The organism is Microbacterium sp. Se5.02b, assembly GCF_019464375.1.
Classification (GTDB): domain Bacteria; phylum Actinomycetota; class Actinomycetes; order Actinomycetales; family Microbacteriaceae; genus Microbacterium.
This window is the reverse complement of sequence record NZ_CP080491.1, coordinates 1,875,509-1,898,446: the sequence shown is the minus strand read 5'-3', so window position 1 is coordinate 1,898,446 and position 22,938 is coordinate 1,875,509. Positions and strand designations below refer to the sequence as shown.

General features: G+C 68.3%; 22 protein-coding genes and 2 pseudogenes. 7 read left to right on the top strand and 17 right to left on the bottom strand.

Annotated elements, in window-relative coordinates; all coding sequences use genetic code 11:
• Window positions 1-4 precede the first annotated feature (4 nt).
• From K1X59_RS09375 to smc, 3 genes are read right to left on the bottom strand one after another with little or no spacing between them, the layout of a single operon-like run.
• The gene (locus K1X59_RS09375; RefSeq protein ID WP_183152596.1) at window positions 5-505 is read right to left on the bottom strand and encodes a DUF2004 domain-containing protein; all 501 of its coding nucleotides are present in this window, start codon (window positions 503-505) and stop codon (window positions 5-7) included.
• A gap of 44 nt (window positions 506-549) precedes the next feature.
• On the bottom strand, window positions 550-1,422 hold the full coding sequence (gene ftsY / locus K1X59_RS09370) for a signal recognition particle-docking protein FtsY (protein ID WP_183152595.1): 873 nt from the start codon (window positions 1,420-1,422) through the stop codon (window positions 550-552).
• 53 nt (window positions 1,423-1,475) lie between these two features.
• On the bottom strand, window positions 1,476-5,021 hold the full coding sequence (smc, locus tag K1X59_RS09365; RefSeq protein WP_220174162.1) for a chromosome segregation protein SMC: 3,546 nt from the start codon (window positions 5,019-5,021) through the stop codon (window positions 1,476-1,478).
• Between the two features lie 524 nt (window positions 5,022-5,545).
• Between smc and K1X59_RS09360 the strand changes: the two genes are divergently transcribed.
• The 5 genes from K1X59_RS09360 (at window position 5,546) to K1X59_RS09345 (ending at window position 9,124) form a co-directional block, all read left to right on the top strand.
• Window positions 5,546-5,830 carry a hypothetical protein gene (locus K1X59_RS09360; RefSeq protein ID WP_183152594.1) on the top strand — a complete coding sequence of 95 codons (285 nt, stop codon included), beginning with the start codon at window positions 5,546-5,548 and terminating at the stop codon, window positions 5,828-5,830.
• Window positions 5,831-5,926: 96 nt separating this feature from the next.
• Window positions 5,927-7,009, top strand: a complete 1,083-nt coding sequence (locus K1X59_RS09355) for a GNAT family N-acetyltransferase (protein ID WP_183152593.1) — start codon at window positions 5,927-5,929, stop codon at window positions 7,007-7,009.
• A 101-nt stretch (window positions 7,010-7,110) separates the two neighbouring features.
• The gene (locus tag K1X59_RS09350; RefSeq protein WP_183152592.1) at window positions 7,111-7,806 is read left to right on the top strand and encodes an ABC transporter ATP-binding protein; all 696 of its coding nucleotides are present in this window, start codon (window positions 7,111-7,113) and stop codon (window positions 7,804-7,806) included.
• The gene (locus tag K1X59_RS21255; RefSeq protein ID WP_244632560.1) at window positions 7,803-8,012 is read left to right on the top strand and encodes a hypothetical protein; all 210 of its coding nucleotides are present in this window, start codon (window positions 7,803-7,805) and stop codon (window positions 8,010-8,012) included. The genes K1X59_RS09350 and K1X59_RS21255 overlap by 4 nt, the downstream gene beginning before the upstream one ends.
• Window positions 8,012-9,124 (top strand): FtsX-like permease family protein, encoded by a 1,113-nt coding sequence (locus tag K1X59_RS09345; protein ID WP_258567198.1) that lies wholly within the window; start codon window positions 8,012-8,014, stop codon window positions 9,122-9,124. The genes K1X59_RS21255 and K1X59_RS09345 overlap by 1 nt, the downstream gene beginning before the upstream one ends.
• A gap of 66 nt (window positions 9,125-9,190) precedes the next feature.
• On the opposite strand, the gene mutM is transcribed toward K1X59_RS09345, so the two are convergent.
• The 6 genes and pseudogenes from mutM to K1X59_RS09315 all read right to left on the bottom strand — a co-directional run bounded on the left by mutM (window position 9,191) and on the right by K1X59_RS09315 (window position 14,282).
• On the bottom strand, window positions 9,191-10,054 hold the full coding sequence (gene mutM / locus K1X59_RS09340; RefSeq protein WP_183152591.1) for a bifunctional DNA-formamidopyrimidine glycosylase/DNA-(apurinic or apyrimidinic site) lyase: 864 nt from the start codon (window positions 10,052-10,054) through the stop codon (window positions 9,191-9,193).
• A complete protein-coding gene (gene rnc, locus K1X59_RS09335) occupies window positions 10,047-10,739 on the bottom strand; it encodes a ribonuclease III (protein WP_183152590.1) in 693 nt (230 codons plus the stop codon). The genes mutM and rnc overlap by 8 nt, the downstream gene beginning before the upstream one ends.
• Before the next feature lie 10 nt (window positions 10,740-10,749).
• A complete protein-coding gene (gene rpmF, locus K1X59_RS09330) occupies window positions 10,750-10,959 on the bottom strand; it encodes a 50S ribosomal protein L32 (protein ID WP_017830754.1) in 210 nt (69 codons plus the stop codon).
• Window positions 10,960-10,961: 2 nt separating this feature from the next.
• Window positions 10,962-11,510: a DUF177 domain-containing protein gene (locus K1X59_RS09325; RefSeq protein ID WP_183152794.1), complete on the bottom strand. Its 549-nt coding sequence runs from the start codon at window positions 11,508-11,510 to the stop codon at window positions 10,962-10,964.
• Window positions 11,511-11,581: 71 nt separating this feature from the next.
• Entirely contained in the window at window positions 11,582-12,079 is a 498-nt protein-coding gene (gene coaD, locus K1X59_RS09320; protein ID WP_183152589.1) for a pantetheine-phosphate adenylyltransferase, read from the bottom strand.
• 30 nt (window positions 12,080-12,109) lie between these two features.
• Window positions 12,110-14,282 (bottom strand): annotated as a pseudogene (locus K1X59_RS09315) (ATP-dependent DNA helicase RecG).
• 61 nt (window positions 14,283-14,343) lie between these two features.
• Here K1X59_RS09315 and rsmD point away from each other — a divergent pair.
• Window positions 14,344-14,964: a 16S rRNA (guanine(966)-N(2))-methyltransferase RsmD gene (rsmD, locus tag K1X59_RS09310; RefSeq protein WP_183152587.1), complete on the top strand. Its 621-nt coding sequence runs from the start codon at window positions 14,344-14,346 to the stop codon at window positions 14,962-14,964.
• Here rsmD and K1X59_RS22410 read toward each other — a convergent pair.
• Window positions 14,934-15,224: a hypothetical protein gene (locus K1X59_RS22410; protein ID WP_309491651.1), complete on the bottom strand. Its 291-nt coding sequence runs from the start codon at window positions 15,222-15,224 to the stop codon at window positions 14,934-14,936. The genes rsmD and K1X59_RS22410 overlap by 31 nt on opposite strands.
• The gene (locus tag K1X59_RS09305) at window positions 15,221-15,928 is read right to left on the bottom strand and encodes an AIR synthase related protein (RefSeq protein ID WP_309491650.1); all 708 of its coding nucleotides are present in this window, start codon (window positions 15,926-15,928) and stop codon (window positions 15,221-15,223) included. Before K1X59_RS09305 ends, K1X59_RS22410 begins: the two co-directional genes overlap by 4 nt.
• 23 nt (window positions 15,929-15,951) lie before the next feature.
• On the opposite strand from K1X59_RS09305, the gene K1X59_RS09300 reads away from it, so the two are divergent.
• The gene (locus K1X59_RS09300; protein ID WP_183152586.1) at window positions 15,952-16,437 is read left to right on the top strand and encodes a DUF3515 family protein; all 486 of its coding nucleotides are present in this window, start codon (window positions 15,952-15,954) and stop codon (window positions 16,435-16,437) included.
• Window positions 16,438-16,453: 16 nt separating this feature from the next.
• Here K1X59_RS09300 and K1X59_RS09295 read toward each other — a convergent pair whose 3' ends face one another.
• From K1X59_RS09295 to leuC, 6 genes and pseudogenes are all read right to left on the bottom strand, one after another.
• Window positions 16,454-17,542, bottom strand: coding sequence for a D-alanine--D-alanine ligase family protein (locus K1X59_RS09295; RefSeq protein ID WP_183152585.1), 1,089 nt, complete (start codon window positions 17,540-17,542; stop codon window positions 16,454-16,456).
• Window positions 17,448-18,605, bottom strand: a complete 1,158-nt coding sequence (locus tag K1X59_RS09290) for an NAD(P)H-dependent glycerol-3-phosphate dehydrogenase (protein ID WP_183152584.1) — start codon at window positions 18,603-18,605, stop codon at window positions 17,448-17,450. Before K1X59_RS09290 ends, K1X59_RS09295 begins: the two co-directional genes overlap by 95 nt.
• A complete protein-coding gene (locus K1X59_RS09285) occupies window positions 18,571-19,335 on the bottom strand; it encodes a 1-acyl-sn-glycerol-3-phosphate acyltransferase (RefSeq protein ID WP_183152583.1) in 765 nt (254 codons plus the stop codon). The genes K1X59_RS09290 and K1X59_RS09285 overlap by 35 nt, the downstream gene beginning before the upstream one ends.
• Window positions 19,332-20,699, bottom strand: coding sequence for a UDP-N-acetylglucosamine 1-carboxyvinyltransferase (gene murA, locus K1X59_RS09280; RefSeq protein ID WP_183152582.1), 1,368 nt, complete (start codon window positions 20,697-20,699; stop codon window positions 19,332-19,334). Before murA ends, K1X59_RS09285 begins: the two co-directional genes overlap by 4 nt.
• A gap of 66 nt (window positions 20,700-20,765) precedes the next feature.
• Window positions 20,766-21,362 carry a 3-isopropylmalate dehydratase small subunit gene (gene leuD / locus K1X59_RS09275; RefSeq protein WP_183152581.1) on the bottom strand — a complete coding sequence of 199 codons (597 nt, stop codon included), beginning with the start codon at window positions 21,360-21,362 and terminating at the stop codon, window positions 20,766-20,768.
• 3 nt (window positions 21,363-21,365) lie between these two features.
• Window positions 21,366-22,810 (bottom strand): annotated as a pseudogene (gene leuC, locus K1X59_RS09270) (3-isopropylmalate dehydratase large subunit).
• Window positions 22,811-22,938: the final 128 nt, after the last annotated feature.

Genomic DNA, 22,938 nt, shown 5'->3' with positions numbered 1-22,938 from the left:
CGAGTCAGTCGGCGCTCATCACCGACTGAACGGTGCCGTCGGAGCCGAGGTTGACCAGGAGCACATCGTCGGTCGAGCTGTCGTCGAGCGCGTACTCGAGGACGGCGAACGGCTCGGACCCGCCGTGCTCGTCCGCCAGGATCGTCATGCTCATGAGCCGGAGCGACCGGATGATGTCGACGGCCGCATCGCCTGACACGTCCACGAGCACATCAGCGAGATCGTCGCCGTACGCTTCCTGCTGTTGCAGGATGTACTCGGTGACTTCGCTGGTGCGGTCGTCGACCTCGGCGAGCATTCCTCGACGGGCTGTTCCGTCGACGTTCTCCAATCCGGCGATGAGCCCGGCGGCGATGTCGAGGGCGTCCGCGGACACATCATCCTGGTCCGGGGCGGTCAGATCGACGGTGACGCTCTGGTCGCCGAGCTCGACGGTCTCCGACCAGAAGATCGAGCCGTCGGGGCCCGAGGACAGGAGTCCGAAGTAGTCGTGTTCGATCGCCATAACGCTATGAAACCAGCCCGGTGCTCACGGCGGTAGTCCTGTCCTCAACCGACCAGCGACTGGACGAACACATGAGGCGTGAATCCGGTGAGATCGTCGATACCCTCGCCCTGGCCGAGCAGCTTGACGGGGATGCCCGTGCGTTCCTGGACGGCCAGCACGAACCCGCCTTTCGCCGAGCCGTCGAGCTTCGTGAGGACCAGCCCCGTCACTCCAGCGTGCTCCAGGAACGCCTCGGCCTGCATCACGCCGTTCTGGCCCGTCGTGGCGTCGAGGACCAGGAGCACCTCGCTGATCGGCGCCTGCTTCTCGATCACGCGCCGCACCTTGGAGAGCTCGTCCATGAGACCGCCCTTGGTGTGCAGGCGCCCCGCGGTGTCGATGATCGCGATCTCGATGCCTTCGCGCTTCGCGTACTCGACCGTCTGGAAGGCGACGGATGCGGGATCCTGCCCCTCCTGTTGCGGGCGGACGATCGCTGCTCCCCCGCGCTGCGCCCAGGTGGCGAGCTGATCGACTGCTGCGGCGCGGAACGTGTCGGCGGCTCCCACCACGACGCTGCGCTGATAGCCGCGCAGGAATTTCGTGAACTTGCCGATGGTCGTGGTCTTGCCGACGCCGTTGACGCCCACCACCAGGACCACGGCGGGCCGCTCGGTGAGCTTCAGGGTCGTGTCGAACTTGGCGAAGTGCTCTTCGAGCGTCTCCCGCAGCATGCGCTGCAGATCTTTCGGGTCCGTTGTGCGGTAGCGATCGACCTTCGCGCGGAGCTCGTCGACGACGCGCTCGCTGATGTCAGGGCCGAAGTCCGCCGTGATGAGCGCGGTCTCGAGGTCCTCCCATGTCGTCTCATCGATCGTGGGCTTGACGAACATGCCGCGCAATGCGCGACCAAGAGACCAGGACTTCTCCGCCATCCCTCCAGCCTACGGGTAGCACGGACGATCGTCCGCCCGCGCGCCGACCGAGATCACACCGCCGATGCGGCCCGGTCACCCACCCGCTGACCCACGACCGCGGACACGCCGTCCTGCCGCATGGAGACGCCGTAGAGGGCATCGGCGATCTCCATCGTGCGCTTCTGATGCGTGATGATCAGCAGCTGCGAGCTCTCCCGGAGCTGCTCGAAGACCGTGAGCAGTCGGCCGAGGTTCGCGTCGTCGAGTGCCGCCTCGACCTCGTCGAGGATGTAGAACGGGCTCGGGCGCGCCTTGAAGATCGCGACGAGCAGCGCGACCGCCGCGAGCGAACGTTCGCCACCGGAGAGGAGCGAGAGCCGCTCGATCTTCTTCCCGACCGGACGCACCGACACCTCGATGCCGGTCGTGAGCATGTTCTCGGGATCGGTGAGCGAGATGCTCCCCGTGCCCCCGGGGAACAGCAGAGGGAAGACCTGACCGAAGGCCTCCTTCGTGTCTTCGAAGGCGCTCGCGAAGATGGTCTGCATCCGCTCGTCGAGGTCGGCGATGATCGTCAGGAGGTCTTGGCGGGTCTGTGTGAGATCCGCGAGCTGTTCGGTGAGGAACGCGTGGCGCTGCTCGAGCGCGGCGAACTCCTCGAGGGCCAGCGGGTTCACTCGCCCGAGCTGAGCGAGCTTGCGCTCCGCTTCGGCGAGTCGGCGCTGCTGGATGCGTCGATCGAACGGGATGGCGGTGTCGTCGAGCAGCTCGCCGTCCGCGGGCTCGATACCCGGATCACGCGGAACCAGCTGATCGGGGCCATATTCCGCGACAAGAATATCTTCGTCCAGCGAAAGCTCGGACGAGACTCGCTCCAGCAGGCTGCTCAGATGCAGCTTCTTCTCGTGGATCTGCAGTTCGAGTCCATGCACGCTCTCCGTCAGGCCGGCCAGACGCTCGCGCAGGGACGTCTCCTGGGCGCGGAGCGCGACGAGCTCCTCGTTCTGGGCGGACCGTGCCGCCTCGGCCTCGGCGAGGACGACGCGCGCTTCGGTGACCGATCGGTCGAGCGAGTCGAGGATTCGGGGAAGCTCTTCTGTGACGCCCGATGCCGCTTCCCGCTGTGCTCGACGGATCACCGCACGTCGGGCCGCCTCCGCCGCCGCGTCGCGTTCGTGTTCCCTCTGGCGCTCCAGGCTCACGACGCGCGCCTGCGCAGCGCGGACACGCTCGCGCAGCGTCTCGACCTCCAGTCGTGCTCGTACCTCACCCTCACGTGCGAGCTCCAGCGCCTCCAGCAAGCCGTCGCGCGCGGACGCATCGAGAACCGGTCGAGGCGCCGCGACCGCGTCGTCCAGCGCGGCCTTGGCACCCTCCGCTTTCGCCTCCGCCTCCGCCACAGCGGCCTGGGCTTGCGTGAGTCCGGTCTCGAGCCGCTCGCATTCCGCGACGGCAGCCTCGTGACGGACCGTGACCCGGTTCACCTGCTCCGCGTGGGTCGCGAGAGCGGCGTCGTGCTCACGGAGAGCACGCAGTGCGTCCTTCGCCTGACGCCGCGTCGTCTCGACCGCTTCGTTCGCATCCTCCCGGGCTTCGCGCAACGAGTCCACCACGATCTGGATCTCGGCGAGGCGCTCGGTCGCCGCGTCCCGCTCGGCCGCGAGTTCGAGGCGTGAACGCTCACCGCCCGACCCCGTGCGCAGGGTCTGCGCGGTGACCACATCGCCGCCCACCGTGACGATCGTCGTCGCCGTGTCACCCGCCGCATCCAAGGCCGCGCGGGCGGCACGTGCCGCATCGAGATCGTCCGCGATGAGCACATGCGACAGCACGCCGAGCACGCCGTCGGGGGCCGTCACGGTGTCGACCGCGGGGATGACGCCCGGTACCGATGTTGTGACGGATTCGGGCCGCCGGGCGTCGGCCACGACGAAGTCGACCACTCCCCTGCGGTGAGCGGCCGCTTCGAAGGCCTGCGCGAAGGCATCGTCCACCGTGTCGATGAGGACGCCCTCCGCAAGCGGCCCGAGGACAGCGGCGATGGCCGCTTCGTACCCGGCACGCACCTGCACGGCGTCGCCCACGAGGCCCCGCACGCCCTTCCCACCGGCCTCGACGATCTCGGCCGCGCCGCCGGACAACGACAGCGCGCTGCTCAACGCCGCGGCCTTCGCCGTCAGGGAGTCCACCTCGCGCTCCGCCGCGTGCAACCGCTCGCGCAGCGTCTCTCGCTCGGCTTCCGCCGCCGTCGCGGCGCGCTGCGCGCTCTCATAGGCCGCGGCATGCTCGACCGCCGTGCCCTCGGGCGCCTCGGCGTCGTCGATCGCTTCAAGGGCATCAGCAGCTTCGCGACGGCGCGCATCCGCGGCTTCGAGTGCGTTCTCCTGGCGAAGCACCGCTCCGCGGACGGCGGCAAGAGCCGAAGCAGCGGCATCGGCAGTGCCGCGCAGCGCCGAGAGCCGCATGTCATACTCCGACACCAGCGCACTCTGCTCCGCGATGTCGACGTCGAGAGTGTCGAGTTCGGCACGGGCGTGCACCACCTCGCGACTCGCCGCCGCCGCCGCATCCTGCGCATCGCCGAGCCCCGCCGAGATCACGTCGATCTCATCCTTCGCCTCGTCGATCGTGCTCTGCGTCACCGTGACGGCGGTGACCGCGGCATCTTCATCCTCCGAGCCGAGCAGCGCAAGACGCTGATTCGCCAGGGTGTAGAGCCCTCGCATCCGCTCCTGAACCTGCTCCAGTCCGAAGGCCACTCCGCGTGCCTGGTCGACCGCGACCGAGTTCTGGTCCTGTTCGAGCCTCGCGATGCTCGCTCGGACGGTCTCCGCCTGATCGGACAGTACAAGTCGCTCGGTATGGCGTTCGTGCTCGGTTCGCGTGTGGTCCGCGAGTGCGGTGCGGAGCGCGACGACGTCGTCGGCAAAGATGCGCGCCTTCGCATCACGCACGACAGCCGCGATCGTCTGGGCCTCACGCGCGATCTCGGCCTGGCGTCCGAGGGGCTTCAGCTGACGCCGGATCTCCCCCGCCAGGTCGCTGAGACGTGTGAGATTCGTCTCCATCGCGTCGAGCTTGCGGAGGGTCTTCTCCTTGCGCCGGCGATGCTTGAGGATTCCCGCGGCCTCCTCGATGAAGCCGCGCCGGTCTTCCGGGGACGCCTGCAGCACGGTGTCGAGTCGTCCTTGACCGACGATCACGTGCATCTCGCGACCGAGACCGGAGTCGCTGAGCAACTCCTGCACATCGAGCAGACGGCAGCCCTCGCCGTTGATCGCGTACTCGCTCGACCCGTTGCGGAAGAGCGTGCGACTGATCGTCACCTCCGCGAATTCGATCGGCAGCGCGCCGTCGGCGTTGTCGATCGTGAGCTGCACCTCGGCACGACCCAGCGGACCCCGCGTGGATGTTCCGGCGAAGATGACATCCTCCATCTTGCCGCCACGAAGCGTCTTCGCTCCCTGCTCGCCCATGACCCAGGCGAGGGCGTCGACGACGTTCGACTTGCCGGATCCGTTCGGTCCGACGATGCAGGTGACGCCGGGCTCGAACACGAAACTCGTCGGCTGCGCGAACGACTTGAACCCTTTGAGCGTCAGGCTCTTCAGATGCATGCGGGCACCGCTCGTCCGGGGAGAATCACGCCGCTACGCTATCGGAATCCCGGCCGACAGCCGTCATCCCGCGCGGGGAGGGACCGAACGCGCAGCGACTCGCGACACGCCGTGGGAGCGGAATGTGCTTGACGTCGTCCAAACGGGTTCGCTACGGTTGCCTCCGGATCGCCACACGAAAGGAGGTTACCGATGATGATCACTCAGCTCAACGCACAGGCCACTGGCCTCGCCGGGCCCGCGCCTTTCGCGCCGCGCTTCGCGTTCTCGGTAACCGCCGGCGTCCGCTCCAGCGCGCTCTCGTAGCAACGCACCGAGATTCCAGGCCCGTAGTGGGCCTCCCGGCCCCGTTCCTCCGCGCCCACCCTCTGATCCGCATCCCGGATCTCAGGTCTCCGCCGCCATTCGCAGACCACGTCCCGTGGTTCGACATGAGCAGCTTCTTCTCGCGCCGTTCCCGACCGCTCCGCCGTCGATGCACGGTGCTTCCGCACCCCTTTCCACCACCACTCGAAGGACCGACCGTGAACACCACGTTGCACCGCAGCGTCTCCCACCCGCCCGATATCGAGGACCGTGAGGTCCTCCAGATCCCTCGCCCCGACGAGTTGCGGCGTCTGTCGTTCGCAGACCGTCTCTCCCTCCGGATCGCTCTCTGGCTGTTCCAGAGGGCACAGCGTCCGCGGCGGCAGCGCCGCGGCCTGTACATCGATCCGGCCGACCTCCTGCTCCTCGGCGAACAGCGTCACCGCTCCGCTGCTGAGTCGTACGCGATGCTCACGTACGACATGCAGCGCGGCATGCGCTGACGGCAGGCCGGTCATGACCGCCGCACAGTTCCCCGCACCCGCCCCTGGCGGGTGCGGGGATCACCCCGCCCCACGCTGCGAAACGAAGGAACCGACATGAAGACGAACACCACGCCGACGATCACGCCGCTCATCGTTCCGGCCTCGTTGCACGCGCCGGACGCCGCGGAGTTCCTCGCGTTCGGAGAACTCAATCGCCGCGTCTGCGACGAGCAGGTGGGCCTCCCCGACCTCGCCCCGGATGCGGCGCAGATGCTGCCGGACTGGCAGGATCAGACCGACTCGCTCGACCTCGGCTTCGTCGCGCGCATCGACGCGGAGATCGTCGGAATGATCACGCTCTCCCTGGCGCTCGAACCCGAAGCCCATGCCGCCGAGATCGACATGCTCGTCCCGGAGAAGAACTGGGGGCGCGGCATCGAAGAAGCGCTTCTCGCGCGTGCCGAGGCGGAAGCGGGCGCACGAGGACGCCGCACCCTGCAACTGTGGAGTCTGCACCGTCCCGAGGAGTCGGAGCGGATGCTCGTCCCCCGCACAGGCTGGGGCCGCATTCCGGCGACACCCCTCTCCGATCTGGCCGAGGCTGCGGGCTTCAGCCTCGAGCAGGTCGAGCGCAACAGCGAGTACGACCTGCGCGGAGACAGTGCTCCGCTCCGCGCCGCCCTTTCCGAGGCGACCGCATTCGCGGGTGCGGAGTACCGCGTCGTCACGTGGGACATGCCGACGCCGCCGGAACGGCGAGACGGTTTCGCTGCCGTGCTCGCACGACTGTCGACGGACGCGCCGAGCGGAGACATGGACTTCGCTGAGGAGAGCTGGGACGCCGACCGTGTCGTGCGTCGAGAGGCGCGGCTCCTCGGCGCCGGTCAGGCTGTGTCCGTCGTCGCCGTGGAGCATGTGCCGACAGGCGAGCTGGTCGCGTACAACGAGCTGCTCATCGCTGCGGATCGCACAGGTGTGACGCATCAGTTCGGCACGCTGGTGCGCAAAGACCATCGCGGCCACCGCCTGGGCATGATCGTGAAGAGCGCGAATCTGCTCCGGTGGCGTGAGCTGATGCCACGATCGACCGTGGTCTCCACATTCAACGCCGAGGAGAACCGCCCGATGTTGAGCATCAACGAGGCTGTCGGCTTCGTCCCTGTCTCGTACGCCGGGGCATGGCAGAAGAAGCTCTGATGGAGGCGCGGACCCGATCTCATTCCTGCGGATGATGTCGGGTCCGCATCGTCATCCGCCGGAGCGACGACATGGCGAGGCGGGATGACGAGGCTGGGAACATGAACATTCCCGTGATCGAAGCCCACGCCCTCACCAAGAACTTCGGCTCGACCCGTGCGCTCGCCGGTGTCGATCTCGCGATCCACCGCGGGGACTCGATGGCGATCATGGGCGCATCCGGATCCGGCAAGACGACACTGCTGCACGTGCTCGCGGGAATCACCTCGCCCGATGCGGGGAGCGTCGTGTTCCGTCCGGGCGTAGGCGCACCCATCGAGGTCACCGCGCTCGGCGAGTCCGCGCGGTCCCGGCTTCGTCGAGAGCGATTCGGGTTCGTCTTCCAGCAGGGTCTGCTCATCCCGGAGCTGACCGCGGTGGAGAATGTCGCCCTCGCCTCGATGATCAACGGGGTCCCGCGTCGTGACGCGATGGGTCACGCGGCATCCTGGCTGGCGTCGCTCGGCCTCAGCGGCATGGAGGACCGTCGCATGGGGGAACTGTCCGGCGGCCAGGCACAGCGCGTCGCGATCGCACGCGCACAGGCTACGGGAGCTGAGCTCGTCTTCGCCGACGAGCCCACGGGCGCCCTCGATTCGCAGACGTCCGCCGAGGTGATGGATGCCCTCCTGTGGTCGACCACTGGTCAAGGACGCACGCTGGTCGTGGTCACCCACGATCCTGAGGTGGCTGGTCGCTGCACCCGCACGATCGCGGTGCGCGACGGCCGCATCGTCTCCGCGGCGGTGAGCGCGTGAACCGCAACGTCCTGGCCCTGCTCCTCCGGCCGGCACCCGGTCAGAACAGCGTGCTCGCCCTGCCCGTCGTCGCATTCGGCGTGGTGACGGCTCTGGTGCTCACCGTCATCGGCGGAGCGCAGTCCTTCTGGGGCTGGACGGACGAGTATGCCCCCTCTACCAGGCCCTCGCGGCCATCGCGCTCGTCCTCCTGGTGGTCCCGTTGATGTCGCTCGGCGGAGCGGCAGCCCGGTTGTCTGCCCGACGTCGGGACGAACGCCTCTCGACGCTCCGCCTGCTCGGCGTCTCGCCCGCGGGTGTGACCGTCGCCACCGTGACGGAGTCCGTCTTCGTCGCCGCCGCCGGAGCACTCGTCGGGGTGATCGCCCACATCGCGATGAGTCCCCTCATCGGCCTGATCCCGTTCCGCGGCGAGCCCCTCGGATTCACCGCCGTCCTCCTGCCTCCGCTGCAGATCGCTCTGGTGTTCGTCGGCGTCCTCATGGTGTCCGCCACGAGTGCCGTCGTCGGTCTGCGTCGCGTCGTGATCTCTCCGCTGGGGGTCCGCACCCGCACGGACGTCACGAAGGTGCATTGGCTCAGAGCGGTCTTCGCCGCAGGAGCGGTCGCCATCGCCTTCGTCCTGATCAAGGTGTTCCCCTCGATCGGCGGCCTCGTGACCACCATCGTCGTGGTCGCCGCACTGTTCGGTGCGGTGCTGGCCGTCCTCAACCTGGTCGGCCCGTGGGTGCTGAAGGTCTCGGCGTCACGGCAGCTCCGGCGTGCCGAGCGCCCGGACCGCCTGCTCGCCGCCCGCATCGGCCTCGACTCTCCCAAGGCGGCTTGGCGTCAGGTCGGCGGCATCGCCATGGCGAGCTTCATGGCCGTGTTCGCGGGGACGGGCGTCGCACTGATGAACGTGATGACGGGGCCTGAGGCATCGTCGACCGATTTCGCGCTCGCGCAAGACATCCGCACCGGCCTCATCATCACCCTCATCGGCTCGTTCCTCATGGTGGCGGCCTCTGTCGGGGTCAACCAGGCGTCCGATGTGCTCGACCAGCGCGAACTGCACCGCAGCCTCCATCATCTGGGCATGCCGCTGGAAACCGTCGACCACGCCCGTCGACGCGCCATCATGTCGCCTCTGCTGGTCACGGCGATCGGTTCGGCGCTCGTCGCCGCGGTGCTGGTCTTCCCCTTGGTCGGACTCGCGCTGATCACGGCGCCCGCGTCGCTGATCACGATCGCCCTGATCGTCGCGATCGGCGTCGGCGTGGTGTGGGCGAGCACCTGGGCGACGCGACCGCTGCTGCATGGGGCGTTCCGGACGGCATGACCCACAGGAGGGCCGCGGACTCGTCCGCCGTCGCGAGCCAGGTCTGCGTGGCAGGGTGTGCGACGGTCAGCGCCGCCGCTGGCACCTCGGGCAGAAGTGCGACGACCGGTTCATGAAGGCGACACGCGTGATCGGCGTTCCGCAGCGCGGGCACGGCTGTCCGCCACGACCGTAGGCGTTCAGGGAGTGCGCGAAGTAGCCGGCCTGCCCGTTGACGTTGACATACTGGGCGTCGAAGCTGGTGCCGCCCTCCGCCAGCGCCTTGGTGAGAACGAGTCGGACCTCTGCGAGCACTCTGCTCGCAGAGACGGTCGAGAGCTTGTCGGCGGAGGTCTCCGGATGGATGCGCGCCGCCCACAGCGACTCGTCGGCGTAGATGTTCCCGATCCCGCTCACGAGGCCCTGGTCGAGGAGCACCCTCTTGATCGCACTCCGGCGGCGCGACAGAGAGGCCAGGAAGGCACGATCGTCGAAGGCGTCGTCCAACGGATCCCGCGCGATATGACGCACCTGGCTCGGCACGAGGGAGTCCCCGTCCTCGACCAGGGCGTCGACCGCGAGAGAGCCGAACGTCCGCTGGTCTGCGAAGACGACGGCGAGTTCGCCGTGGCTGGGATGTTCGATCCCGATACGCACGCGCTCGTGCCGCTCCGCCTCCGCGCCCGGGGCCCGCAGAAGCATCTGGCCGCTCATCCCGAGGTGCGCGATCAGGGCCGACTCCGCGTCGTCGAGCGGAAGCCAGAGGAACTTCCCGCGACGGGATGCCGCCGCGAAGGAACGGCCTTCCAGCCGGGAGACGAAGTCCGCCGCCCCCGCGGCGTGGCGTGTGAGCGCGCGCTCGTCGAACACGCTGACCGCCGTGATCGTCGATCCGACGACAGCCGGCGCCAGACCGGCCCGGACGACCTCGACCTCGGGGAGCTCAGGCACGGTCGCTGAGAGTGCGCCAGGCGCTGAGTGCCGCCGCCATCTCCGCGGTCTTCTTGCTGCTGCCCGTGCCCGTCATGCGCACATCTCCGACCACCACGGTCGCCGTGAACCGGCGGTCGTGGTCGGGACCGCTCGCCTCCACGGAATACTCGGGCGGTGTGGAGCCGACTCGCGCAGCGAGTTCCTGCAAGCTCGTCTTCGGATCCATCGCCGCGCCGTAGCGCTCCGGGTCCGCGAGCAGGGGCTTCGTCAATCGCAGTACGAGGTCGGTCGCCGCGTCGGGTCCGGCGGAGAGGTACGTGGCGCCGATCACGGCTTCCATCGTGTCGGCGAGGATCGAATCCTTGTCACGGCCGCCGGTCTGCTCCTCACCGCGTCCGAGCAGCAGGTGGCTGCCGAGATCGATACCCCTGGCCACCTCGGCGAGGGCGACCGTCGACACGACACTCGCGCGCCGTTTCGCCAGTTCCCCCTCGTCGAGGTCGGGATGCGTCGTGAAGAGCATCACGGTGACGGCCTGTCCGAGCACGGAGTCGCCGAGGAACTCGAGGCGCTCGTTGTGCGGGATGCCGCCGTGCTCGTACGCGTAGGACCGGTGAGTCAGAGCCAACTCCAGAAGCTCCGCGTCGATGTCGACGCGGAGCTTCTCTGGGAGAGGTCTCGTCCCCCCGGGGACCTCCGTCACAGTACGCGACTCAGACGTCGGCGACCTTGCGGCCCTTGTACTCGAGGAAGAGCTCGGTGCCCTGGGAGTCGGTGACGACCTTCGCCTGGTGAGGGCGGCTGTAGACGACCTGACCGTTCTCGATGGTCTTCACGAGGGCGACCGGAGCCGCCTTCCACTGCGCGCGGCGCGAGCGGGTGTTCGAACGGGAAACCTTGCGCTTCGGGGGGTTACCAGCCATGACTAGCTCTCTTCTTTCTCGGCGGCACGAGATTCTTCCGTGCCGTCTTGGTCTGTGATGTTCTGGAGCGCACTCCACCGAGGATCGATGGGAGCGGCTTGCTCCGTTCCGGTGCTCACGGTCAGCCGTTCACCCGTTTTCGGGTCGAGACCCGGGCAATCCGGCTGACACACCGGCTGAAAAGGAAGGGCCAGTACAGCCGCATCCCTGACCAGAGTTTCAAGATCCACGTGGTCGTCTTGAACCTCGAAGTCAGTTTCTTCCTCACCAGGATACGCGAAAAGCTCCTGGAACTCGACTTCGACGGGCCGAGCGATGTCGATCAGGCATCTGCCGCACACGCCGACGTACTCCGCATCGGCTGTTCCCGACACCAGGATGCCTTCGTGGACGGACTCCAGACGGACATCCAGGTCCATGTCGGAACCGGCTTCGAACGTGACGATGCCCTCGCCCCAGGATTCTTTGAGGGCGACGGAGAACTCGTGTTCGCGCATCTCCCCCGGTCGGCGGACGATGTCACGGACGGGGAGCACGAAAGGACCGTTCATTCGAGAGCGCACCGTTCCATGCTACCGGCCGGCACCCACGGTCGCTCTGACCGCACACTCAGGGAACCGGCTCAGATACCGCGACCACCGGTGTCGAGGAAGTCCGCGACGGCAGGCGGGACGAAGGGCGTCACATCACCGCCGAGGGACGCGACCTGGCGAACGAGCGAGCTCGAGACCATGGCGTGCGAAGGATCGGGCAGGAGGAACACCGTCTCGATGCCGGCGAGGTGCCGGTTGACGATCGCCATCGGGGATTCGTAGGCGACATCGATCTGCGACCGGATGCCTTTCACGAGCACGCCAGCACCCACATCGCGCGCGTAGTCGACCAGCAGACCCATGCTCCAGGAACCGATCACGATCTCCCCTGCCATGCCGTCGTCGGCGATCGACCGCTCCAGGAGCGACAACCGCTGCGCGATCGGCAGCATGGCCTCTTTGCCCGGGTTGTGCACGACCAGCACGTGCAGCTCGTCGTACAGGGCCGCCGCACGGCGGATCACATCGAGGTGACCCAGGGTGGGCGGATCGAAGGAACCCGGGACGACGGCGATCCTGCTGCTCATGCGACCAGCCTAGGGCACACGAGGAACGGGTCAGTTCTTCGCCAGAGCTGCCCGATCGTCGTCGCTCACCCTGCGGGCGATGGCCTCACGCAGGCCCGCGTGCTCGTCGAGCGCGGGGTCGCGCGCCAGGATCGTCTCGGCGATCTCGCGGGCCCGCGTGATGAGTCCCGCGTCTTTCACGACCCGGAGGAGCTTCAACGATGAGCGGACGCCCGCTTGCGCAGCGCCCAGGACATCGCCCTCTCCCCGCAGTTCGAGGTCGACCTCGGCGAGGGCGAATCCGTCGAGTGTCGCGGCGACGGCGTCGACACGGTCGCGGGCGAGCGAACCCGACTCCGCCTCCGTGACGAGCAGGCAGAGACCGGGGACACCGCCACGCCCCACTCTGCCGCGGAGCTGATGCAGCTGCGAGACCCCGAAGCGATCCGCATCCAGCACGATCATCGTGGAGGCGTTCGGGACATCGACGCCGACTTCGATCACCGTCGTCGCCAGAAGGAGGTCGATGTCGCCGCGCGCGAAAGCCTGCATGACGGCGTCCTTCTCCTCTGACGGCATGCGCCCATGCAGCACCGCGCGGCGGACACCTCCCAGAGTGGGATGCGTCGCCAATGCCTCGTCGAGCTGCACCACCCCCCAGCGGGGGCCATTGCCCCCTCGGGCGCGAGCGCGGCCTGCTCCCCCGCCTCCGCCGTCTTCTTCGTCGTGTCGATGGCGGCGCACACCGCGAAGACCTGCCGCCCCTTCGCGATCTCTTCGGCCGCACGCTCCCAGACACGGTTGAACCATCCCGGGTGTTCCGCAAGAGGTGCGACGAAGGACTCGATCCCCGCGCGGCCGGCCGGCATCGTACGGATGACCGAGGTGTCGAGATCGCCGAACACGGTCATCGCCACCGTCCGTGGGATCGGCGTCGCCGTGAGCACCAGCGCATGCGGACTGGAGCCCTTCGCCCGCAGCGCCTCACGTTGCTCGACACCGAACCGATGCTGCTCGTCGACGACGACCAGGCCGAGGTCTGCGAACGTCGTCTTCTCCCCAGCAGCGCGTGGGTGCCGACGACGATGAGCGCCTGACCGGATGCGACCCGCAGCGCAGCCTTGCGCCGCTCGGCAGCAGGCATCTGCCCCGTGAGCAACGTCGGCATGAGCAGGGGCGCCAACTCGGGGCCGAGCATCTTCGCGATCGAACGCAGATGCTGCCCCGCCAGCACCTCGGTGGGAGCGATCAACGCCGACTGACCGCCGCTCTCGGCGACCTGCAGCATCGCGCGCAGCGCGACGAGCGTCTTGCCCGACCCGACTTCTCCCTGGACCAGGCGGTTCATCGGCCACGCGCCGATGAGGTCCTCGGCGATCTGGCCGCCCACCGTCTCCTGGTCGGGCGTGAGCGTGTACGGCATCGCCGCGTCGAAACGCTCGAGGAGCCCACCGGCCCCGGCAGGGCGCGAGGTCGCGGAGAGCGCGCGAACCGCATCACGCTGTTGGAGCAGAGCCGTCTGCAGCGTGAGTGCCTCGTGCATACGCAACGTCCGCACTGCAGGGTCGATGTCGTTGCGGGTGCGAGGTCGGTGGATCAACTCGAGCGCCGCTCCCGCCGTGAGCAGCTCGTCCCGTTCTCTGATCTCGCCCGTCAATGGATCGGGAACCTCGACGAGGTCGTCGAGCACTCGTCCGATGAGCCGAGCGATCTGCCAGGTCTGGATGGTCGACGTGGCCGGGTAGATCGGGATCGGCACCGCCGCACGCGCATCCGCACTGCGCCGCGCCGCGTCTTCGTCGTCGAAGAGCTCGTACTCCGGATGAGCGAACTGCGTGACGCCGTTGAACTCGCCGACCTTGCCGGAGAACACCCCGCGACGGCCCACCGTCAGATCTTTCGAGCGCCACTCCGCCGCGCCGACGTTCTTTGCGAAGAAGGTCAGGGACATGCGCCCGATGCCGTCGCCGATCACGACGTCGACCATCGCACCCGGTCGGTTGCGCATCCGACGGAAGCTCGACGACAGCACCTCGGCGACGATGGTCACCGTCTCACCCAACGGCAGATCCCTGATCGGCGTGAGCTCGCCCGGATCGGCGTAACGGCGAGGGTAATGGGAGAGCAGATCGCCGACGCTCTGCATGCCGAATGCCCGCCCGAGCGTCTTCGCGGACGCCGCACCGAGCGCGTCCTCCAACGAGGAATCGAGCGTGAGCGACATGTTCCGAGTCTAGGGACAGGGACCGACACCTCGGACATCCGTCCTGTCGTATCGTGAACGGGTGACGAGGATCATCGCAGGAGCCGCACGGGGCGCACGACTCGAGGTCCCCGGTGCCGGCACCCGACCGACGAGCGACCGCGTGCGCGAATCGCTCTTCGGCGCACTCGAGTCGCTGAGCGCGATCGCCGGAGCCAGAGTGCTCGACCTGTACGCCGGGTCGGGGGCACTCGGGCTCGAGGCCCTGAGCCGCGGGGCGAAGAGCGTCGACTTGGTCGAGCGAGGGCGCCAGGCCGCAGCCGTCGTCCGACGCAATGCCGCGGTCGTCGCGAAGGCCGGAGCCCTGCCGGCCGGGCGCGTGCACGAGACCGCGGTCCACGCCTTCCTGCTGAGAGCATCGGGGCCGTTCGACCTCGTCTTCACCGACCCGCCCTACGATCTCGACGACGCGGCGATGACCGCGGATCTCGTCGCGCTCGCCCCGCTTCTCTCCGCGGACGGCGTCGTCGTCGTCGAACGAGCTCGACGGTCGACAGTCCCCGACTTCGCCTCGGCGGGACTGGAGCAGTTCCGGGAGAAGACCTACGGCGACACCGCCCTATGGTGGGCCGAGCCCGCCGAAGACGGCCGAACGGATCGACCCGCCGAGGATCAGCCGCCGACCGCGTCCCAGTCCCGGTAGGGATCCCAGCCGCTGACGTCCACCGGCCGGCCGTCGCAGAGCAGGTCGTGTTCCTCCCGAGGCCGCACGCGTCCGATCATGCGGAACCCCGGCGGCAGCGCGTCCTCAGCGAACGTCGCGAGCAGAGCATGATCCTCGCCGCCGGCCAGGGCACGATCGGGCGTGGCCCCCAGAACCGCTCCGTCGAGGGCGATCGTGACTTCGGATGCCGCCGCCATCCGCCGCGCATCGAGCGCGAGCCCGTCAGAGATATCCATCATCGCGGTCGCTCCGGCCATCGCAGCCACCGCGCCGAGACCGATCGGAGGAGAGGGCCGCAGCTGTGCGGACAGCGCCGCACTCTCCCCGGTGCCAATGTCGTGACATCGACGGGGACCGGAACGTCACCGTCGCGGAACCGCCCGAACAGGACCGCGAGCCCGTGCGCCGCGAGACCGAGCTCACCCGCGACCGCCACGACATCGCCCGGACGCGCACCCGACCGGGTGACCGGAGCACGCCCCTCGAGGTCGCCGAGCGCCGTGACCGCGATCGTCAGCACATCGGACACGGTGAGATCACCGCCGATGACCGCGCACCCAGGCGCCAGAGCGTCACAGGCCTCCCGGAAGCCGTCGGCGAGCCGCTCCACGAAGGAGAGTCGGAGATCGCGCGGCACGGCGAGTGCCACCAGCAGCGCCGTCGGACGCGCGCCCATGGCAGCGACGTCTGCGAGGTTCACGGCTGCGGCCTTCCATCCGAGGTCGTAGCCGGTGGACCACGCGAGCCGGAAGTCCGGGCCGTGCACCAGCGTGTCCGTCGTCGCCACCACCGACCCCGACGGCGTCGCGAGCACGGCCGCATCGTCTCCGGGACCGATGAGGGCGTGCGCCGCCCGCGAGGTGCGACTCAGGATCGCCTGGAGGATCCGCCCCTCGGATACATCGCCCAGGCGCGGATCATCGTCGTCGGGTCGGGAGAGCATGCTGTCAAAGGTAGCCTGGAAGCATGCCTCGTTCCCGTCGCCTCGCTGCCCTCGCAGGCGCGGTGATCCTCTCCGCAGCCCTCGCCGGATGCTCGACGACCGTGCACCTCGAGCCCGCCGACGATGCGGACAACCCCGCCTGCGCCTCCGTCTCCGTCTTGCTCCCGGACAACGTGGCGGGCTTTGACCGCGTGTGGACGGATGCCCAGGCCACCGGCGCGTGGGGTGAGCCCACCACCATCGCGCTGCGCTGCGGAGTCGAGCCGCCGGCTCCGTCCGCCCTCGTGTGCACCACCCTGGGCGGCGTCGACTGGCTCGTGCTCGAACAGGAGAAGGAACGTCAGCGGCTCGTCACCTACGGCCGCGACCCCGCGGTCGAGGTGAACATCCGACGCGGCGAGCAGATCGACTTCCAGTCGATCGTGGACTCGCTCTCCACCAGCATCCAGTCCGGCCTCGCGCCCGCGACGGCGAAGTGCACGGACCGCGTGGAGTTCCCCGCGAGCTGACCCGCGGGGACCCCGATCAGCGGCTGAGACCGGTTTCGATGAGCTCGGTGATGAGATCGCCGTAGCTCAGACCGGAGGCGACCCAGCACTTAGGGAACATCGAAATGGGGGTGAAGCCGGGCATCGTGTTCAGCTCGTTGACGACGAGGTCGCCCGCAGGGGTGACGAAGAAATCGACCCGCGCGAGCCCCTTTCCGTCGACGGCTTCGAACACGCGGACAGCCGTGTCGCGCAGCGCGCCGATGAGCTCATCGTCGACATCGGCCGGGCAGACGATTTCGACGCCGTCACCACCCAGGTACTTGCCCTCGAAGTCGTAGAAATCACGCGTTGTCAGTACGACCTCGCCTGGCAGAGAGGCCCGCGCGCGCTCGCCATCGCGTCCGGCGAGAACTCCGACCTCGATCTCGCGGCCCTCGACGCGGGACTCGACCAAGACCTTCTCGTCCTCCGCGAAGGCGATCTCGAACGCCGCATCCAGCCCCTCGCCGTGGTCGACCCGAGAGACGCCGACGCTCGAACCCGCACTCGCCGGCTTCACGAACACCACGGGGCCGAGGTTCTCCACGCGCGCGCGGATGGCCTCGGAGTCGGCGTGCCACTCCGCGCGACGCACCATGATCCCCGGAGACACCGAGATGCCCGCCGCAGTGAGGGCGACCTTCGTGAAGTGCTTGTCGAGCGAGACCGCCGAGTCGAGGATGCCGCAGCCCGCGTACGGCATGTCGATCACCTCGAAGAAGCCCTGGATCGCTCCGTCCTCACCGTGCAGGCCGTGCAGCAGAGGCAGCACGACGTCGACCGTGCCGAGACCCTCGGTCCTTCCATCGGGGTGCACGACACGGAGGGTACGGTCGCCGCCCGGCTCCGGCCACCGCACGCGCGTGCCGTTGTCGACGACCTCGGGCAGGTGGGCGGCGTCGAGCGGGAACTTCGCAGGATCGTCGTCTTCCAGGACGAAAGCGCCCTCACGGGTGATCCCCACGGGGATCACGGCGTAGCGGTCGCGATCAATCGCTCCCAGCACGCCCCCCGCCGTTGCGGAACTGATCGAATGCTCGCTGGAGCGCCCGCCGAAGAGCACCACCACCGTCTGCTTGTCCATGGTTGGTCCTCTCACCCTGCGGGGTGTCGTCGTCCGTCGTCAGGTGGGGTGCGATGTCGCGCGGATCCATCTTGCCGTCGAGCACCATCTTGACCTGCTCGACGATGGGCATGTCGACCTCGGCCTCGCGCGCGAGCTGCAGGATCGGTGCGACGGACGCCAGGCCCTCCGCAGTCTGCTGCATCTGCTTCACGACATCCTGGAAGCTGTATCCCTGGCCCAGCAGGCGTCCGGCCGTGTTGTTGCGGCTCAGGGGCGACTGGCAGGTCGCGATCAGGTCGCCGAGGCCGGCGAGACCCTGCAGGGTCTCAGGGTGTGCGCCGTTCGCCACGGCGAAGTCCGTCATCTCGACGAGTCCGCGCGTGATGATCGACGCTTTCGTGTTCTCTCCGTAACCGACGCCGTCGACGATGCCGATCGCGACGGCGATCAGGTTCTTGAGCACGCCGCCGAACTCGGTGCCGATCACGTCGGTGTTCACGAACGTGCGGAAGTAGCCGTTGCGGGCCGCTCTCGCGACGATCTCGGCGGTCTCCTGGCTGCGCGAGGAGATCACGGCGGCGGTCGGCTGCTCGCGAGCGATCTCCAGCGCGAGGTTCGGCCCGGATGCCACAGCGATGCGATCGGGGTCACACCGCAGTTCCTGCTGGATCACCTGACTCATGCGCAATCCGGTGCCGCGCTCGACGCCCTTCATGAGGCTGATGATCTTCGCGTCGCTGTCGGCGAGCAGCGGTCGCAACGCCTTCAGATTCTCGCGCAGCGATTGGCTCGGCACGGAGAGGTACACCTGGTCGACGCCGTCGAGCGAGGTGGCGAGCTCATGGGTTGCGGCCATGGTCCGCGGCAGGTTGATCCCCGGCAGGTAGCGCGAGTTGCGCTTGGCCTCATTGATCTCCTGCGCCAGTTCGGCACGACGAGCCCACATCGTCACCTGCGCGCCGCCGTCGGCGAGGATCTTGCCGAAGGTCGTCCCCCAGCTCCCCGCGCCGATGACCGTGACCCGCGGTCCGGCGGGAACGGTTCTCTTAGGAGTCAAGGCGTCCGGTCTCCTTCTGGCCATGGCTCGCGGGGTTCCACCGTTCGGCGGGAGCCTTCTCGTCACGCAGTTCCTCGAGAAGCGCGGTGATCGCGTTCATGAGACGACTGGTCGCCTCAGTGAGCGCCGCGGGCTCTCCGGCGCGCCCGCGCAGGTCCGAGACGTCCACGGGGTCGCCCACGAGCACCTGGACGGGTTTGCGCAGCGGCCACAGGCTGAGTCCCTTCTGGTAGCGACCCATGATGGCCTGCGTGCCCCACTGCGCCATCGGGATCAGCGGGATGCCGTCGGCCAGGGCCAGGCGGACCGCTCCGGACTTGCCGCGCATCGGCCACAGGTCAGGATCACGCGTGAGCGTGCCCTCGGGGTACACGATCACGCCGCGTCCGTGCTCCACAAGCTCCTGCGACTGCACCATCGTCTGGCGTGCGGAGGCGGCCGACGAGGTGCGGGCCACCGGGATCATGCCGGTGCGGTGAAGGAACCATCCGAGGACGGGAACCTTGAACAGGCTCTCCTTTGCCATGAATCGGGGGGCACGGCCGATCCGCCAGACCGCCACCGCCACGACGAGAGGATCGAACTCCGAGTAGTGGTTCGGCGCGAGGATGAAAGCACCCTCCTGAGGGAGCTTCTCCGCGCCGCGCACCCGGATCTTCGCGATCAACGCGACCGGCGGGATCACCAGAGCCGCGAGCGGCCAGAACACGCTCGGCCGCGTCGTCTCCGCAGACCGCCTCGCCACCCGGGTCACCGGATGACGTCGAAGTCGGCGCCGAGCGCGTCGAGCTTGGCGAGGAACTTCTCGTAGCCGCGGCTGAGGATGTCGACGCCCGACACCTTCGACTCGCCGGTGGCGGTCAGCGCCGCGATGATGTGGCTGTATCCGCCACGGAGGTCGGGCACCACGATGTCGGCGCCGTGCAGCGGTGTCGGGCCGGTGATCACCGCGGCCTGCTCGAGGTCACGACGCGGAACGCGCCGGGGGCCATCCTGCAGTCCCCGAGGGTGAACGACGATGTCGGCGCCCATCTTGACGAGAGCCTCCGTGAAGCCCATCCGGTTCTCGTACACGGTCTCGTGCACGACGGAGCGGCCGTGCGCCTGCGTCAGGGCGACGACGAGCGGCTGCTGCCAGTCGGTCATGAACCCCGGATGCACGTCGGTCTCGATCACGACGGGCTTGATCTCACCGTCGCGACGGAACAGGATGCCGTCTTCCTGGATGTCGAACCAGCCGCCGGCCTTGCGGAAGACGTTGAGGAACGTCAGCATCTCCTGCTGCTTGGCGCCGCCGACGAAGATCTCGCCATCCGTCGCGAGTGCGGCGGATGCCCAGGACGCTGCCTCGTTGCGGTCGAAGATCGAGCGGTGGTCGTAGCCGCGCAGCTTCTCGACACCCTCGATCACGATGACCCGGTTGGGCTCGTACGAGATGATGGCGCCCATCTTCTGCAGCACGGCGATCAGGTCCATGATCTCCGGCTCGATGGCGGCGTTGCGCAGCTCCGTGACGCCCTCGGCGCGGACAGCCGTGAGCAGCACCTGCTCGGTCGCACCGACGCTCGGGTACGGCAGGTGGATGTTCGCACCGTGCAGACGGTTGCCTCCCGTCGAGAGACGGATGCCGCTCGGGAGCTTCTCGACGATGGCCCCGAACTTGCGCAGCGCGTCGAGGTGGAAGTCGATGGGGCGGTCGCCGATGCGGCATCCACCGAGGTCGGGGATGAACGCCTGGCCGAGGCGATGCAGCAGCGGTCCGCAGAAGAGGATCGGGATGCGGGAGGCCCCGGCATGCGCGTCGATCTCCTCGAAATGCGCGGACTCGACATCGCTCGGGTCGAACACGAGCGAACCGGGCTCATCGCCCTCGCTGACGCGCACTCCGTGCACCTCGAGCAACGAGCGCACGACGGCGACATCGCTGATCGCCGGCACATCGCGCAGGGTGCTCACGGTCTCGCCCAGGAGCGAGGCGACCATGGCCTTGGTCGCCAGGTTCTTCGCACCCTTGACGTCGACGCGACCGCGAAGCGGACGCCCGCCTCGAATGGCGAGGACGTCTCCGGTGAGTGCAGGGACTCCGTCCGGGAGAGCGTCGCGCACAGGTGTCGTCATTCGGAGCCTCACTTCGTTCACGGATTTCGGGGGCGGGTTGCCCCTGGGCTCCCCCGCCCCCACCGTCTACTGGACGGGAAGGGTTCGGGGCCGCCACGACTCGCGACGGGCCTCGAACTGCGCGATCTTGTCTTCGTTGCGCAGCGTGAGCCCGATGTCATCGAGCCCTTCGAGGAGCCGCCATCTAGTGTAATCGTCGATCCCGATCTCGGCCTGGATGTCGCCGATCGACGCGCTGCGCGCCTCGAGGTCGACCGTCATCTGAACGCCGGGACTCTTGTCGATCTCGGCCCAGAACCGCTCGAGATCCTCTTCCGAGATCGTCGCGGCGAGCAGACCCTGCTTGCCGGAGTTGCCTCGGAAGATGTCCGCGAAGCGAGGGCTGAGAACGACCTTGAAGCCGAAGTCCCGGAGCGCCCAGACGGCGTGTTCACGGCTCGATCCCGTGCCGAAATCAGGCCCGGCGAGAAGCACGGAGGCACCCTGGAAAGGTGCCTGATTGAGGACGAACTCGGGGTCCTGCCGCCAACCGTGGAACAGCGCATCCTCGAAACCTGTCTTGGTGACGCGCTTCAGGAAGACAGCGGGGATGATCTGGTCGGTGTCGACGTTCGAGCGCTTCAGCGGTGCGGCGATACCGGTGTGCGTGGTGAACTTCTCCATGATTCAGAACCCTTCCGTCAGGTCGCTCGGGCTGGACAGCGTGCCACGGATCGCGGTCGCCGCGGCGACGAGCGGCGAGACGAGGTGCGTGCGACCGCCCTTGCCCTGACGGCCCTCGAAGTTGCGGTTCGACGTCGAGGCGCAGCGCTCCCCGGGGCGAGCTGGTCGGGGTTCATCCCCAGACACATCGAGCAGCCGGCGAACCGCCACTCCGCACCGAAGTCCTTGATGACCTGGTCCAACCCCTCCGCCTCGGCCTCCAGCCGAACCCTCGCCGAGCCCGGGACGACCATGACGCGAACGCCATCGGCCTTCTTCTTGCCCTGGATGATCGACGCGAACGCACGGAGGTCCTCGATGCGGCTGTTCGTGCACGAGCCCATGAACACGGCATCGACCGGCACCTCCTTGAGAGGCGTGCCCGGCGTGAGGTCCATGTACTCCAGTGCACGCTCGGCGGCGGCGCGCTCGTTCGGGTCGGCGATCTCGGCCGGGTTCGGCACCGCGGACGACAGCGAGGTGCCCTGACCGGGGTTCGTGCCCCAGGTGACGAACGGCTCCAGCTCGTCGGCGTCGATGAAGACCTCGGCGTCGAACGTGGCGCCGTCGTCGGTCGGCAGCGTGCGCCAGTAGGCGACCGCATCGTCCCAGTCCTGACCCCTCGGCGCGTGCGGACGGCCCTCGAGGTACGCGAACGTCGTCTCGTCGGGCGCGACCATGCCGGCACGGGCTCCCGCCTCGATCGACATGTTGCAGATCGTCATGCGGCCCTCCATCGAGAGCGCGCGGATGGCACTGCCGCGGTACTCGAGCACGTAGCCCTGGCCGCCTCCGGTGCCGATCTTCGCGATCACGGCGAGGATGATGTCCTTCGCCGTGACGCCGGGCCGCAGCGTGCCCTCGACGTTGATCGCCATCGTCTTGAAGGGCTTGAGCGGCAGCGTCTGGGTGGCCATGACGTGCTCGACCTCGCTCGTGCCGATGCCGAACGCCATCGCACCGAACGCACCGTGGGTGGAGGTGTGCGAATCGCCGCACACGACCGTGATGCCGGGCATGGTCAGTCCGAGCTGGGGTCCGACGACGTGCACGATGCCCTGCTCCGCGTCGCCCAGCGAGTGCAGGCGCACCCCGAACTCGGCGGCGTTGCGGCGGAGGGTCTCGATCTGCGTGCGGCTGGTCAGGTCCGCGATCGGCTTGTCGATCTCCCACGTCGGGGTGTTGTGGTCTTCCGTCGCGATCGTCAGATCGAGGCGGCGCAGCGGCCGCCCCTCGCTGCGCAGACCGTCGAAGGCCTGCGGGCTGGTGACCTCGTGCACGAGGTGCAGGTCGATGTAGATGAGGTCGGGTTCGCCGTTCTCGCCCTTGACGACGAGGTGGTCGTCCCAGACCTTCTCGGCGAGCGTCCTGCGGCGTGCGGAATCGGCACCATGTGCGGGGGTGGTCATTGCGTGTCTCCTGTGGCTGGCGGTTCGGCCCACGATGGACTCCGCGACGAGGAGGGGCTCTAGATCGAGGTCTCGCCGCGGCCGCTAAGAAGAAGGAGCACGGTCCGCATGACGTCAGATTACCACCG

Bases quoted from the DNA above. Each gene is read 5' to 3' on its own strand.
- K1X59_RS09375 (WP_183152596.1), bottom strand. From the start codon at position 505: ATGGCGATCGAACACGACTACTTCGGACTCCTGTCCTCGGGCCCCGAC.
- ftsY (WP_183152595.1), bottom strand. From the start codon at position 1,422: ATGGCGGAGAAGTCCTGGTCTCTTGGTCGCGCATTGCGCGGCATGTTC.
- smc (WP_220174162.1), bottom strand. From the start codon at position 5,021: ATGCATCTGAAGAGCCTGACGCTCAAAGGGTTCAAGTCGTTCGCGCAG.
- K1X59_RS09355 (WP_183152593.1), top strand. From the start codon at position 5,927: ATGAAGACGAACACCACGCCGACGATCACGCCGCTCATCGTTCCGGCC.
- K1X59_RS09350 (WP_183152592.1), top strand. From the start codon at position 7,111: ATGAACATTCCCGTGATCGAAGCCCACGCCCTCACCAAGAACTTCGGC.
- K1X59_RS09345 (WP_258567198.1), top strand. From the start codon at position 8,012: ATGTCGCTCGGCGGAGCGGCAGCCCGGTTGTCTGCCCGACGTCGGGAC.
- rpmF (WP_017830754.1), bottom strand. From the start codon at position 10,959: ATGGCTGGTAACCCCCCGAAGCGCAAGGTTTCCCGTTCGAACACCCGC.
- K1X59_RS09325 (WP_183152794.1), bottom strand. From the start codon at position 11,510: ATGAACGGTCCTTTCGTGCTCCCCGTCCGTGACATCGTCCGCCGACCG.
- coaD (WP_183152589.1), bottom strand. From the start codon at position 12,079: ATGAGCAGCAGGATCGCCGTCGTCCCGGGTTCCTTCGATCCGCCCACC.
- K1X59_RS22410 (WP_309491651.1), bottom strand. From the start codon at position 15,224: ATGATGGATATCTCTGACGGGCTCGCGCTCGATGCGCGGCGGATGGCG.
- K1X59_RS09305 (WP_309491650.1), bottom strand. From the start codon at position 15,928: ATGCTCTCCCGACCCGACGACGATGATCCGCGCCTGGGCGATGTATCC.
- K1X59_RS09300 (WP_183152586.1), top strand. From the start codon at position 15,952: ATGCCTCGTTCCCGTCGCCTCGCTGCCCTCGCAGGCGCGGTGATCCTC.
- K1X59_RS09295 (WP_183152585.1), bottom strand. From the start codon at position 17,542: ATGGACAAGCAGACGGTGGTGGTGCTCTTCGGCGGGCGCTCCAGCGAG.
- K1X59_RS09290 (WP_183152584.1), bottom strand. From the start codon at position 18,605: ATGGCCAGAAGGAGACCGGACGCCTTGACTCCTAAGAGAACCGTTCCC.
- murA (WP_183152582.1), bottom strand. From the start codon at position 20,699: ATGACGACACCTGTGCGCGACGCTCTCCCGGACGGAGTCCCTGCACTC.
- leuD (WP_183152581.1), bottom strand. From the start codon at position 21,362: ATGGAGAAGTTCACCACGCACACCGGTATCGCCGCACCGCTGAAGCGC.